Below are 12,207 nucleotides of genomic sequence, written 5' to 3'. Positions count from 1 at the left end.
AAACGTGCCTTCCCCCTTCGCATACGCACCGGCGCCCGAGTCCCGCTCGATCGTCGACATCGCGCCGTCCTACGGCCTGTTCATCGACGGCGAGTTCGCCGACGCGGCCGACGGCCGGGTCTTCAAGACGGTCAGCCCCTCCACCGAGGAGGTGCTCTCCGAGGTCGCCCAGGCCGGCGAGGCCGACATCGACCGCGCGGTGAAGGCCGCCCGCAAGGCCTTCGGGACGTGGTCGGCGCTGCCCGGCTCCGAGCGTGCCAAGTACCTCTTCCGCATCGCCCGCATCGTCCAGGAGCGCAGCCGTGAGCTGGCGGTCCTGGAGACGCTGGACAACGGCAAGCCGATCAGGGAGACCCGCGACGCCGACCTGCCCCTGGTCGCCGCGCACTTCTTCTACTACGCGGGCTGGGCCGACAAGCTGGACCACGCGGGCTTCGGGGCGAACCCCCGGCCGCTCGGCGTGGCCGGCCAGGTCATCCCCTGGAACTTCCCCCTGCTGATGCTGGCCTGGAAGATCGCCCCGGCGCTGGCCACCGGCAACACGGTCGTGCTCAAGCCGGCGGAGACCACTCCGCTGTCGGCGCTGTTCTTCGCGGACATCTGCCGCCAGGCGGGCCTGCCCAAGGGCGTGGTCAACATCGTCCCCGGCTACGGTGACGCGGGCGCCGCGCTGGTCGCGCACCCGGACGTGAACAAGGTCGCCTTCACCGGCTCCACGGCCGTCGGCAAGGCGATCGCCCGCACGGTCGCGGGCACCCGCAAGAAGGTCACCCTCGAACTGGGCGGCAAGGGCGCCAACATCGTCTTCGACGACGCCCCGATCGACCAGGCCGTCGAGGGCATCGTGACCGGCATCTTCTTCAACCAGGGCCAGGTCTGCTGCGCGGGCTCGCGGCTGCTGGTGCAGGAGTCGATCCAGGACGAGCTGCTGGACTCGCTCAAGCGCCGGCTGTCCACGCTCCGCCTCGGCGACCCGCTGGACAAGAACACCGACATCGGCGCGATCAACTCCGCCGAGCAGCTGGCCCGGATCACCACGCTCGCCGAGAAGGGCGAGGCCGAGGGCGCCGAGCGCTGGTCCCCGGCCTGCGAACTCCCCTCGTCCGGCTACTGGTTCGCCCCGACGCTGTTCACCGGCGTCACCCAGGCCCACACCATCGCCCGCGACGAGATCTTCGGCCCGGTGCTGTCCGTGCTGACCTTCCGCACCCCTGAGGAGGCCGTGGCCAAGGCCAACAACACGCAGTACGGCCTGTCGGCGGGCATCTGGACCGAGAAGGGCTCGCGCATCCTGGCGGTGGCGAGCAAGCTCCGCGCGGGCGTGATCTGGTCCAACACGTTCAACAAGTTCGACCCGACCTCGCCGTTCGGCGGTTACAAGGAGTCGGGCTTCGGCCGCGAGGGCGGCCGCCACGGCCTGGAGGCGTACCTCGATGTCTGAGAAGTCCGAGAAGTCTGGGGCGACGACCGAACCGCGGCTTTCGGTCCTCAAGACCTACAAGCTGTACGTGGGCGGCAAGTTCCCGCGTTCCGAGAGCGGCCGGGTGTACGAGGTGAGCGACTCCAAGGGCAACTGGCTGGCGAACGCACCGCGGTCGTCCCGCAAGGACGCCCGTGACGCGGTCGTGGCCGCGCGCAAGGCGTTCGGGGCGTGGTCCGGCGCGACCGCGTACAACCGGGGCCAGATCCTCTACCGCATCGCCGAGATGCTGGAGGGCCGCCGCGAGCAGTTCGTGCGCGAGGTCGCCGAGGCCGAGGGCCTGTCCAAGGCCAAGGCGGCCGCGCAGGTCGACGCGGCGATCGACCGCTGGGTCTGGTACGCGGGCTGGACCGACAAGATCGCCCAGGTGGTCGGCGGCGCCAACCCGGTGGCGGGCCCCTTCTTCAACCTCTCCTCCCCCGAGCCGACGGGCGTGGTCGCGGTCCTCGCCCCGCAGGAGTCGTCCTTCCTGGGCCTGGTCTCGGTGATCGCCCCCGTGATCGCGACCGGCAACACGGCCGTGGTGATCGCGAGCGAGAACGCCCCGCTTCCGGCGCTGTCGCTGGGCGAGGTGCTGGCCACCTCCGACCTGCCCGGCGGCGTCGTCAACATCCTGTCCGGCCGTACGGCGGAGATCGCCGCGCCGCTGGCCGCGCACCAGGACGTCAACGCGATCGACCTGACCGGCGCCGACGAGACGCTGGCGAAGGAACTGGAGATCGCGGCGGCGGACAACCTCAAGCGCGTCCTTCGTCCACAGCCTGTGGACTACGCCGCGACGCCGGGCATCGACCGCATGACGGCCTTCCTGGAGACCAAGACGGTCTGGCACCCCACGGGCTCCCTGGGCGCCTCCGGCTCGTCGTACTGAGCGGCCCGGGGCGCCCGACAGCGGCGCCCCACACGGACGAGAGCCGCGTCTCCCCTCCGTCCGGGGGAGGCGCGGCTCTCCGCGTGCGCTCTGGTCGGCGCGTGCGCTCCGGTCAGCGCACCGACCCGAGCAGCCCGCCGACGACCGGCACGGCGCCCACCGAGGGGGCCTGGGCCACCGGGCCGGTGAGCATCTTCGAGCTGACGGGCCGGAAGTCGGCGAGCTGGGTGCCGACGCCGTTGTCGAGCGGGTCGACGCCGGTGCCCGCGAGCGGGTTGGGCTTGAGGGCCGTGACCGTTCCGGTGGTGTGGCCGACGGTGCCCGTCAGCGCCCGCACACCCGACTGCGTGTCAGCCCGGCCGAGGGAGCTGAGCAGGTGGCCCTCACCGCCGCCCGGGAGGATCTCCGCCGACGCCGCCGACGCGCCCACGCCCAGGGCGGCCCCGGCGGTCGCGACGGCGACCAGGGCGCGCCGGGCGGTGGAGCGGGGGAGGGACGCGTGTCGTGCCATTGCTGATGCCACCTTCTGCTGCGCTGGGTAACGGGAACAGTGCACACGGTAGTTGAGACGTAAGCCACGTTCCAAAGCCGACCCGCGGGGTCAACAGGCGGGCCACCATGCGTCAAACTGGTGTTCCGTGAGCCTTCATCCCGCGTCTCCCGCCCGCGTCGTGCTGCTGTGCGGCCCCTCCGGCTCGGGCAAGTCCCTGGTCGCCGCCCGCTCCGGACTGCCCGTGCTGCGCCTCGACGACTTCTACAAGGAAGCCGGGGACCCGACCCTGCCGCTGGTGGCGGGGAGTTCGGACATCGACTGGGACCACCCCGGCTCGTGGGACGCGGACGTCGCGGTCGCGGCGATCGGCCGGCTGTGCGCGACGGGCACCACGAGCGTGCCGGTGTACGACATCTCGCTGAGCGTCCGCACCGGCGAGGACACGCTGCACATCGGCCGCACCCCGCTGTTCATCGCCGAGGGCATCTTCGCCGCCGAGATCGTGGCACGCTGCCGGGAACTCGGCGTCCTGGCCGACGCGCTGTGCCTGAACCGCGGGCCGGTCACGACCTTCCGGCGGCGCTTCGCGCGGGACCTGAAGGAAAGCCGCAAGTCGGTGCCGTTCCTGCTGCGCCGGGGCTGGCGGCTGATGCGCGCCGAGCGGTCGATCGTCGCCCGTCAGGTCGCGCTGGGCGCCCACGCCTGCGACCGGGACGAGGCCCTCGGCCGGCTGGCCGCCGCGGCGGCGGGACGGCAGGCGCAGACGCGGACGGCCGCGTAACCGGCACGGGACGGGGGCGCACGGGACGCGGGTGCATACGCACCTCGCACGCACCGTGTACGCCCCTCTCGTACCCCGTACGCCCCCGCGCACGTCGACGCGCGTGAAACACGCGAAAGCGGGACTGGACAGACCCCCCGGTCCTCCAGTCCCGCTTCCTTGGTGCTCCCCCACGCTCCCCCGTGGTGTTCCCCCGTGTCCCCCGTACTTCCCCCGTGTTCCCCCCGGTCTCCGGAGTCCCCGTTACCCCCGTGGTTCCCCGGTCTTTCCTTCCCCCGGTCCCCCGGGGTCCCCCTGCCCTTCGGTCGGTTCAGGCGACGAGCTCGCCGAAGGACTCCTCACGGTCACGGCCGAAGCTGAGGACCTCGTCATCACGCAGCCGGCGCAGGGACCGCCAGATGCTGGACTTCACCGTGCCGACACTGATGCCGAGGATGTCCGCGATCTCCGGGTCCGTACGGCCCTCGTAGTAGCGCAGGACCAGCATGGTGCGCTGGAGCTCGGGCAGCCGGGCCAGCGCCTGCCACAGGACGGTGCGCAGCTCGGTGCCGCGCATGGCGTCCGTGTCGCCGGGCGTCTCCGGCAGTTCCTCGGTCGGGTACTCGTTGAGCTTGCGGCGCCGCCAGGCGCTGATGTGCAGGTTGGTCATGGTGCGGCGGAGGTATCCGCCGACGGCTGCCTTGTCACTGATCCGGTCCCACGCCCGGTAGGTCGAGAACAGCGCGCTCTGCAGCAGGTCCTCGGCCTCGAAGCGGTCGCCGGTGAGGTGGTAGGCGGTTGCGTACAGGGAGGCGCGGCGCTCCTGGACGTAGGCGGTGAACGCCGCTTCGGCGTCCAGCGTCCCCGTCGGCGTGCGGCGCTCCCCCGAGCCCTCCCCGTACGCGGTTCCCCCGTGTATTTCCCCCGGTGCTCCCCCCGGTGTTTCCCCCGCTTCTTCCCCCGTGTTCGCGTCAACCACCGTCATGCGCGGCTGAAGACCCTGCTGCGCATACGCGGTGTGCTGACGCCCGGTGCCGCGAGCGCACCCCCGCCCGCTCACGGCACCGGACTTCTCCGGCGACCGGGCCACGTCGTGCAGACGCGTGACCACTGCGCTGTGGCTGGTGCTGTGCAGCGTGTTCATTCGCGCCCCCCGTCGTGGAGTTCCGGTCTTCCGTCCTGCTTCCTTGCCCCGTGCCGACGAGCTTGCCGTGGCCACTTCATGACCGTGTCCGCCGACTGTCACAGACCTGTCACAGAGGCGCGCGGCCCGGTACCGGGCGCTGGTCGCCGTACGGGTGTCGAAACACCGCCCCCGCATGGGCCAGAATGAAGCCCGTGCCTTCCCTGTTGCTGATCGAGGACGACGACGCCATCCGGACGGCCCTGGAGCTCTCACTGACGCGCCAGGGGCATCGGGTGGCCACCGCTGCCAGCGGCGAGGACGGTCTGAAGCTGCTGCGCGAGCAGCGGCCGGACCTGATCGTGCTGGACGTGATGCTGCCCGGCATCGACGGGTTCGAGGTGTGCCGGCGCATCCGGCGCACGGACCAGCTGCCGATCATTCTGCTCACCGCGCGCAGCGACGACATCGACGTGGTGGTCGGACTGGAGTCCGGAGCCGACGACTACGTGGTCAAACCCGTGCAGGGGCGCGTGCTGGACGCCCGGATCCGGGCCGTGCTGCGGCGCGGCGAGCGGGAGGCGAACGACGCGGCGACCTTCGGCAGCCTGGTCATCGACCGCGCGGCGATGACCGTGACGAAGAACGGCGAGGACCTCCAGCTGACCCCGACCGAGCTGAGACTGCTGCTGGAGCTGAGCCGCCGGCCCGGTCAGGCGCTGTCCCGGCAGCAGCTGCTGCGGCTGGTGTGGGAGCACGACTACCTCGGTGACTCACGGCTGGTGGACGCCTGTGTGCAGCGGCTGCGCGCCAAGGTCGAGGACGTGCCCTCGTCCCCGACACTGATCCGCACCGTGCGCGGGGTCGGCTACCGCCTGGACGCGCCTCAGTGACCGACGAGCACAGCGGGCTCCGGAGCTGGGCCTCGGGGCGCAGGGGAACGTTGTCCCGGCTGCGGTTCACCAGTCTGCGCCTGCGGCTGGTCGTCGTCTTCGCGCTGGTCGCGCTGACCGCGGCCGTGTCGGCGTCCGGGATCGCGTACTGGCTCAACCGCGAGGCGGTGCTCACCCGCGCCCAGGACGCGGCGCTGCGCGACTTCCAGCAGGAGGTGCAGAACCGCGCGGGCGCGCTGCCTGTGCACACCACGCAGGACCAGCTCCAGCACACCGCCGGGCAGATGGCCGGCAGCAGCCAGCGCTTCGTCGTGCTGCTGGTCGGCCAGGACGCGAACGGCAGAACGCTGTACGGCAACTCCGGCGGGCTGAACGGCTTCTCGCTGGAGGACGTGCCCGCCTCGCTGCGCACCGCGGTGAACAGGCAGCAGCCGCTCACCTCCGCCAACAAGGCGCCCTACCACCTGTACTGGCAGCGGATCGTCGTGCACGGCCAGCCGTACCTGGTGGCCGGCACCCGGGTGATCGGCGGCGGCCCGACCAGCTACATGCTCAAGTCGCTGGAGCCGGAGGCCAAGGACCTCAACTCGCTGGCCTGGTCCCTGGGCATCGCCACCGGCCTGGCGCTCGTCGGCGCCGCCCTGCTCGCCCAGGCCGCCGCCACGACGGTGCTGAAGCCGGTGCACCGGCTGGGAGTCGCCGCGCGCCGGCTCGGCGAGGGCAAGCTCGACACCCGGCTGCGGGTGTCCGGCACCGACGAACTCGCCGACCTGTCCCGCACGTTCAACAAGGCGGCCGAGGCGCTGGAGAAACGGGTCGCCGACATGGCCGCACGCGACGAGTCCTCCCGCCGCTTCGTCGCGGACATGAGCCATGAACTGCGTACGCCGCTGACCGCCATCACCGCCGTGACGGAGGTCCTCGAGGAGGAGCTGGAATTCGAGGGCGGCGGCATCGACCCGATGATCGAACCGGCGGTCCGGCTCGTCGTCAGCGAGACCCGGCGGCTGAACGACCTGGTCGAGAACCTGATGGAGGTCACCCGCTTCGACGCGGGCACGGCCCGGCTGGTGCTGGACGACGTCGACATCGCCGACCAGATCACCGCCTGCATCGACGCCCGCGCCTGGCTGGACGCCGTCGACCTGGACGCCGAGCGCGGCATCCACGCCCGGCTCGACCCGCGCCGCCTGGACGTCATCCTCGCCAACCTGATCGGCAACGCGCTCAAGCACGGCGGCTCGCCGGTGCGGGTTTCGGTGCGCGAGTCGGCCGAGGACGCGCAGCGGCCCGCCGAGATCGTCATCGAGGTGCGCGACCACGGGCCCGGCATCCCCGAGGACGTCCTGCCGCACGTCTTCGACCGCTTCTACAAGGCGAGCGCGTCCCGGCCGCGCTCCGAGGGCAGCGGCCTGGGACTGTCCATCGCGCTGAACAACGCGCACATCCACGGCGGCGGCATCACCGCGGCCAACTCGCCCGAGGGCGGAGCGGTGTTCACGCTGCGGCTGCCGCAGGACGCCTCGTCGCTCGCGGAGCGGACCGAGCGCGAGCAGGACGAGGACAACGGCTCGAAGGGAGTTGTCCGATGAACGCGCGCCGACTGCTGCCGGCGGCGCTGACCGCCCTGGGCCTGCTGCTCGCCGGGTGCGGCATCCGGCCCACCGAGGTGCCCACGGACTTCGGCGGCGCGCCCTCCCGCGTGCCGTGCTCGCTGTCCCAGCCCGACCTGACCGTCCAGTCCGCGCGCGGCATGCCCGTCCAGGTGTTCCTGTTGTGCGGCTCGTCGCTGGTGGCCGTCGACCGTACGGTACGGGTGCCGGACGGCACGGCGGACGCGCGGCGGCGGGTGATCGTGGCCCAGGCGCTGATCGACCAGCTCACCGAGCCGCCGTCGGCCGGTGAGAAGGAGGCCGGGTACACCACGCACGTTCCGGGCGGTCTCAGGGTCGAGGGTCCGCATCCCCGTGACCCCGCCGACACGCTCCGGCTGAGCAGCGCGCCCGCCGGCCTCGCCCTGTACGCCCTCGCGCAGATCGTGTGCACGCTGTCCGACTCGGCCGCCGCCGAGGGTGACGGCTCGGTCGTCCTGGGCGGCCCGGGCGACACGGGCCTGCGCCGCTACGAGTGCACCGCGGAACTCCGCTCCCGCCCGGGCACCACGCTCCCCCCGTCGACCCAGGTGGCCGACGGCTGAATCCGGGGGCCACGGGCGGCACGCGGGCGGCACGCGCGGGTGTGGCGCGGCACTCACCACGGAGTGTGCCGTCCCGCCGGAACCGATCGTGCCGGGGGCCGCGTCTTGGGTGGCGTGCAGCGTCAAGGCTCCAGCTGCGGCAGCGCCGCGATCCACGTCCGCGCGACAGGGGGTGTCCTCCTCGTCGCCCACCTCGCGCTCGTCGCCTGGCTCACGCTGCGTCCGCTGGACGTTCCCTGGGTGATGCCGCCCAACCTGCGTCCGCTCGCCACCGTCCGGGCCGACCTCGCGCTGGGCTGGCCCGAGGCGGCCCGGCGCATCGGCGAGGGACTGGCGCTGCTGGCGCCGCTGGGCGTCCTGCTGCCGATGACGCACGGCAGCCTCCAGGTCTCCCCGGTCGGGTCCCTGTTCCGCACGGTCGCCGCCGGCACCCTGGTCTCCCTGGGCATCGCCCTGCTTCAGACGGGCGTACCGGGCCGGGTGGTGGACGTCGACACACTCCTGCTGAACTCCGTGGGCGTGGCCCTCGCGCATCTCACGGTCGTCCCCGCGGGCCGCTCGCGCCTCCGCCGCGGGGCGGAGCGCCGGGAGCGGACCGCCCCTCGCCAGGAGGACCCGCCTCAGGGGCGCACCCCGACGATTCCCAGGGTCGGCCTCGCCCCGTGGAGCGACGCTCTGCCCCCTTCGTCTCCCTAACGTGGAAGACGGACGGGGCGGCCGACGGAGCGGCCCCGCACCGACAGCCCACCAAGGAGTCGACCATGACCGCCCTCGCCCGCCCGACCCACGGCCGCATGCTCGGCGGAGTGTGCGCTGCGCTGGCTCGGCGCTTCGGCACCTCCGCCACGACGATGCGCGTGATCTTCCTGTTGTCCTGCCTGCTGCCCGGCCCGCAGTTCCTGGTCTACCTCGCGCTGTGGATCCTGCTGCCCTCCGAGGAGACGGCCGGCAGCGGTTGGTGAACACCGCGCACCCGCAGTCCGCGACACGGGGACACGGAGACACCGGCACGGCTGGGGCGCACCTCCTGAACCAGGAGGTGCGCCCCAGCCGTGCCGGTGTCCGCGGGGGGAAGGCGGCTCAGCCCAGCGGCAGCCCGTTCAGGGGCAGGCCGTGGGTGGGCAGACCCTGCACCGGCAGTCCGCCGAGCAGACCGGCGACCGGCTTGGTCGGGCCGTTCTGGAGCAGGCCCTGGGCGGCCGGCTGCGCGGCCGCGAGACCCGACTGCATCGCGGGCTTGGCCTGGTTCAGCGCCGGGCCGGCCCCGGGCAGCGTGCGGGTGACGTTCTCCGTCGGGAGCGCCTTGCTGACGGTGCCGAGTGCCTGGCCGGCGTCCGGCAGGGCCGGCGCGGCGTTCGCGGCGCCCGCGCCGGCGGCGGCGAAGGCCGCGCCGAGGGCGGCGACACCGAGGGACTTGGCGGCAGACTGCTTCATGAAAACGCGTCCTTGGGTGGAAGACAGGGAACCGAGCGGTTCACGACCGTAAGCATGCCGAGCCGCCCGCCGCAAACATCGAAATACGTACGGAATATGCGGCCCGGATGTGTCCCCAAATCCGCCGATCAGCCGTCCGAAGCCGAGAAACCCCTGGTGGAAGCCGTCTGCTGGAACAGCCATTCGGATTTCAGCGCCGCATATCCGGGCTTGATCACGTCATTGATCATCGCCAGTCGTTCATCGAAAGGAATGAATGCTGATTTCATCGCATTGACGGAGAACCACTGGATGTCGTCGAGCGTGTATCCGAACGCCTCGACCAGCCTCTCGAACTCCCGGCTCATGCTGGTGTGGGACATGAGGCGGTTGTCCGTGTTGACCGTGGCGCGGAAGTGGAGCCGGCGCAGCAGTCCGATCGGGTGCTCGGCGTACGAGGGCGCCGCCCCGGTCTGGAGGTTGGAACTCGGGCACAGCTCCAGCGGGATGCGCTTGTCGCGGACGTAGGAGGCCAGCCGCCCCAGTTCGACCGTGCCGTCCTCGTGGACCTGGATGTCGTCGATGATGCGCACGCCGTGGCCCAGCCGGTCCGCGCCGCACCACTGGAGCGCCTGCCAGATGGACGGCAGTCCGAAGGCCTCGCCGGCGTGGATCGTGAAGTGGTTGTTCTCCCGCTTCAGGTACTCGAAGGCGTCCAGGTGCCGGGTGGGCGGGTAACCGGCCTCGGCGCCCGCGATGTCGAAGCCCACCACGCCCGAGTCCCGGTAACGGTTGGCCAGTTCGGCGATCTCCAGGGCGCGGGCCGCGTGCCGCATCGCGGTCAGCAGGACGCCGACCCGGATCCGCCGACCGTTCTCAAGGGCGGCCCGCTCACCCTCGCGGAAGCCCTCGTTGACGGCCTCGACGACCTCCTCCAGGCTCAGCCCGCCCTCCAGGTGCTGCTCGGGGGCGTAGCGCACCTCGGCGTAGACGACGCCGTCCTCGGCCAGGTCCTCGGCGCACTCACGGGCGACCCGGACGAGGGCGTCGCGGGTCTGCATCACGCCGACGGTGTGCGAGAAGGTCTCCAGATACCGTTCCAGGGAGCCGGAGTCGGCGGCCTCCCCGAACCACAGGCCGAGTTTGTCCGGGTCGGTCTCGGGGAGTGCGGAGTAGCCCGACGTGCGGGCCAGGTCGACGACGGTTCCCGGGCGGAGCCCGCCGTCGAGGTGGTCGTGGAGCAGAACCTTGGGCGCCCGGCGGATCTGGTCCGAGCTCGGGGTGTCCCCCCGGTGGGCAGTCTGGCTCGTCATTTCGGCACTCTAACTCCTTTCCGGGCTCTCACTCCTACGCGCGTAGATAATCGGGTGTACACATTCGTCGATATGTAACGGTGACCGCCCGGACGGGTGGCGTACACCGGTGCTTCTGACACTGTTCTGTCGTGACTCCACCCACGCGTGAACGCGCGGGCTCCCTGCAACGGTGGCTAGGCCACGTCGCAGAGGACCAGCCCGGCCCTGTTGAGGACGTTCGTCGCGCCGACGCGGTCAGCGTTGGCGGTGAAGCCGCACGCCGCGCACTGGAACTTCGCTTGGGTGACGCGATTCTCCTTTGCGACATGCCCACACGCCGGGCACGTGCGGGAGGTGTTGCGGGCGTCCACTCCGATCACGAGGCGACCGGCACTTTCAGCCTTGTTCGCCAGGATCGTCAGGAACTGCCCCCAGCCCGCGTCCAGGATGCTGCGGTTGAGCCCGGCCTTCGCGGCGGCGCCGTTCGACAGGAAGGCGCCAGGCGCCTCGGGGTCGGGCCTGGGCGCTGGCGCCTTCGTCATGCCAGCAGTGTTGAGCCGCTCGTGCGCAACCACATCGTGGTCGCGGATCAGCGCGTTCGCGGTCTTGTGGTGGAAGTCGACGCGCTGCCTGCGGATCTTCGCGTGGAGCTTGGCCACCTTTCGAGCGGCGGCGCGATGCTTCTTGGTGCGCCGCCGGGTGCACTTGGGGAACGTGGCGAGGTGCCGTTGGGCCTCGGCCAGGTCCTCGGCCATCGCGTTGAGGAACCTCGGGTTGGCGACGTGTACACCGTCCGAGGTGGTCAGGAAGTGCACGGTACCCATGTCGATGCCGACCACGGCACCGCTGGGCGGCAGGAGCTCAGCAGGCACGTCGTCGCAGGACAGGAGTACGTACCAGCGGTTACCCTCCCGCTTGATCGCGATCGTCTTCACACGACCCTTCACGGGCCGGTGCTGGTGCACGCGAACGTGCCCGACGCTCTGAAGGCGGACGCGGGTCTGCGGATCGTGCGGGGTGGAGTCCCAGCGGCAGCCGTCTCCGTCCTTCGGGAACACAACGGTGTCGAAGTGTCCGACACCCTTGAACCGTGGGTAGCCGGGAATCTGCCCGGCCTTCACTCGGCGGAAAAACGCGGCGAACGCCTTGTCCAGCCGCCGCAGGGTGGCCTGTTGGGAGGAGTACGACCAGCGGCCCTGACGCTCCGGGTCGAATGCCCGAATCTCCTTGAGCTGGGCGGACTGGTCGCCATACCGAACGGTGGTTTTCGAGGCGTGCCGGTAGGCGTCCCGACGCTCCTGCAGTGCGCCGTTGTACAGGGAGCAGTGGTCTCGCAACATCTCAGCCAGCGAGGCCGCCTGACGCAGGGTGGGACGCAGAAGAAACTTGTACGCGCGGATCACCCCCTGCGCCTCCGCTCAAGGCGCAGGGTTTCGGCGAGGAGAACGCACGCAGCAGCGTTGAGCGAGATGCCCGACCGGTGGGCATACTCCTCGACCTGCCGCTTCAAATCCGGGGGCACGCGAAGGTTCAGCGACTCCCGGCGGTCACCTCTAGCCACGACCAAAAAGCTACCACTTTTGACGGTTGGTCATATTCGGGATTGGATGCCACGCTGCTCTGCAGCGCAATCGCGGCCTCGATTCCCCAACCGGCCGAAGCCGGCGGTCCGCTCGAAAGGA

The 12,207-nt window shown here is 71.2% G+C and carries 14 protein-coding genes; 8 read left to right on the top strand and 6 right to left on the bottom strand.

Annotated elements, in window-relative coordinates:
- Positions 1-4 precede the first annotated feature (4 nt).
- Positions 5-1,441 carry an aldehyde dehydrogenase family protein gene (locus ACIHCX_RS11720; RefSeq protein WP_400029215.1) on the top strand — a complete coding sequence of 479 codons (1,437 nt, stop codon included), beginning with the start codon at positions 5-7 and terminating at the stop codon, positions 1,439-1,441.
- Positions 1,434-2,351: an aldehyde dehydrogenase family protein gene (locus ACIHCX_RS11715; RefSeq protein WP_400028770.1), complete on the top strand. Its 918-nt coding sequence runs from the start codon at positions 1,434-1,436 to the stop codon at positions 2,349-2,351. The genes ACIHCX_RS11720 and ACIHCX_RS11715 overlap by 8 nt, the downstream gene beginning before the upstream one ends.
- A gap of 112 nt (positions 2,352-2,463) precedes the next feature.
- On the opposite strand, the gene ACIHCX_RS11710 is transcribed toward ACIHCX_RS11715, so the two are convergent.
- Positions 2,464-2,862: a hypothetical protein gene (locus tag ACIHCX_RS11710; RefSeq protein WP_400028769.1), complete on the bottom strand. Its 399-nt coding sequence runs from the start codon at positions 2,860-2,862 to the stop codon at positions 2,464-2,466.
- A 127-nt stretch (positions 2,863-2,989) separates the two neighbouring features.
- On the opposite strand from ACIHCX_RS11710, the gene ACIHCX_RS11705 reads away from it, so the two are divergent.
- Entirely contained in the window at positions 2,990-3,625 is a 636-nt protein-coding gene (locus ACIHCX_RS11705; RefSeq protein ID WP_400028768.1) for a uridine kinase, read from the top strand.
- Positions 3,626-3,935: 310 nt separating this feature from the next.
- On the opposite strand, the gene ACIHCX_RS11700 is transcribed toward ACIHCX_RS11705, so the two are convergent.
- A complete protein-coding gene (locus ACIHCX_RS11700) occupies positions 3,936-4,748 on the bottom strand; it encodes a SigE family RNA polymerase sigma factor (protein ID WP_400028767.1) in 813 nt (270 codons plus the stop codon).
- A gap of 194 nt (positions 4,749-4,942) precedes the next feature.
- Here ACIHCX_RS11700 and afsQ1 point away from each other — a divergent pair, with 194 nt between their 5' ends.
- The 5 genes from afsQ1 to ACIHCX_RS11675 all read left to right on the top strand — a co-directional run bounded on the left by afsQ1 (position 4,943) and on the right by ACIHCX_RS11675 (position 8,779).
- Positions 4,943-5,620, top strand: coding sequence for a two-component system response regulator AfsQ1 (gene afsQ1, locus ACIHCX_RS11695; protein WP_100569907.1), 678 nt, complete (start codon positions 4,943-4,945; stop codon positions 5,618-5,620).
- Positions 5,617-7,212 carry an ATP-binding protein gene (locus ACIHCX_RS11690; RefSeq protein ID WP_400028766.1) on the top strand — a complete coding sequence of 532 codons (1,596 nt, stop codon included), beginning with the start codon at positions 5,617-5,619 and terminating at the stop codon, positions 7,210-7,212. The genes afsQ1 and ACIHCX_RS11690 overlap by 4 nt, the downstream gene beginning before the upstream one ends.
- Positions 7,209-7,817 (top strand): hypothetical protein, encoded by a 609-nt coding sequence (locus tag ACIHCX_RS11685; protein WP_400028765.1) that lies wholly within the window; start codon positions 7,209-7,211, stop codon positions 7,815-7,817. The genes ACIHCX_RS11690 and ACIHCX_RS11685 overlap by 4 nt, the downstream gene beginning before the upstream one ends.
- A 114-nt stretch (positions 7,818-7,931) precedes the next feature.
- Positions 7,932-8,513, top strand: coding sequence for a VanZ family protein (locus ACIHCX_RS11680; RefSeq protein WP_400028764.1), 582 nt, complete (start codon positions 7,932-7,934; stop codon positions 8,511-8,513).
- A gap of 65 nt (positions 8,514-8,578) precedes the next feature.
- On the top strand, positions 8,579-8,779 hold the full coding sequence (locus tag ACIHCX_RS11675; RefSeq protein ID WP_400028763.1) for a PspC domain-containing protein: 201 nt from the start codon (positions 8,579-8,581) through the stop codon (positions 8,777-8,779).
- Between the two features lie 118 nt (positions 8,780-8,897).
- Here the strand turns inward: ACIHCX_RS11675 and ACIHCX_RS11670 are convergent, their stop codons facing one another.
- The 4 genes from ACIHCX_RS11670 to ACIHCX_RS11655 all read right to left on the bottom strand — a co-directional run bounded on the left by ACIHCX_RS11670 (position 8,898) and on the right by ACIHCX_RS11655 (position 12,086).
- A complete protein-coding gene (locus ACIHCX_RS11670) occupies positions 8,898-9,251 on the bottom strand; it encodes an ATP-binding protein (protein WP_400028762.1) in 354 nt (117 codons plus the stop codon).
- Positions 9,252-9,379: 128 nt separating this feature from the next.
- Complete coding sequence (locus tag ACIHCX_RS11665) at positions 9,380-10,543, bottom strand: adenosine deaminase (protein ID WP_400028761.1); 1,164 nt, start codon at positions 10,541-10,543, stop codon at positions 9,380-9,382.
- 176 nt (positions 10,544-10,719) lie between these two features.
- On the bottom strand, positions 10,720-11,928 hold the full coding sequence (locus tag ACIHCX_RS11660) for an RNA-guided endonuclease InsQ/TnpB family protein (protein ID WP_400028760.1): 1,209 nt from the start codon (positions 11,926-11,928) through the stop codon (positions 10,720-10,722).
- The gene (locus ACIHCX_RS11655) at positions 11,925-12,086 is read right to left on the bottom strand and encodes a toxin-antitoxin system HicB family antitoxin (RefSeq protein ID WP_400028759.1); all 162 of its coding nucleotides are present in this window, start codon (positions 12,084-12,086) and stop codon (positions 11,925-11,927) included. The genes ACIHCX_RS11660 and ACIHCX_RS11655 overlap by 4 nt, the downstream gene beginning before the upstream one ends.
- Positions 12,087-12,207 lie beyond the last annotated feature (121 nt).

Origin of the sequence: Streptomyces sp. NPDC052043 (assembly GCF_044548235.1) — a bacterium.
Lineage (GTDB): Bacteria > Actinomycetota > Actinomycetes > Streptomycetales > Streptomycetaceae > Streptomyces.
The sequence above is the reverse complement of the archived record's forward strand: the minus strand, read 5'-3'. Positions and strand labels throughout refer to the sequence as shown.

Bases quoted from the DNA above. Each gene is read 5' to 3' on its own strand.
- ACIHCX_RS11685 (WP_400028765.1), top strand. From the start codon at position 7,209: ATGAACGCGCGCCGACTGCTGCCGGCGGCGCTGACCGCCCTGGGCCTG.
- ACIHCX_RS11715 (WP_400028770.1), top strand. From the start codon at position 1,434: ATGTCTGAGAAGTCCGAGAAGTCTGGGGCGACGACCGAACCGCGGCTT.
- ACIHCX_RS11675 (WP_400028763.1), top strand. From the start codon at position 8,579: ATGACCGCCCTCGCCCGCCCGACCCACGGCCGCATGCTCGGCGGAGTG.
- ACIHCX_RS11665 (WP_400028761.1), bottom strand. From the start codon at position 10,543: ATGACGAGCCAGACTGCCCACCGGGGGGACACCCCGAGCTCGGACCAG.
- ACIHCX_RS11710 (WP_400028769.1), bottom strand. From the start codon at position 2,862: ATGGCACGACACGCGTCCCTCCCCCGCTCCACCGCCCGGCGCGCCCTG.
- ACIHCX_RS11700 (WP_400028767.1), bottom strand. From the start codon at position 4,748: ATGAACACGCTGCACAGCACCAGCCACAGCGCAGTGGTCACGCGTCTG.
- ACIHCX_RS11670 (WP_400028762.1), bottom strand. From the start codon at position 9,251: ATGAAGCAGTCTGCCGCCAAGTCCCTCGGTGTCGCCGCCCTCGGCGCG.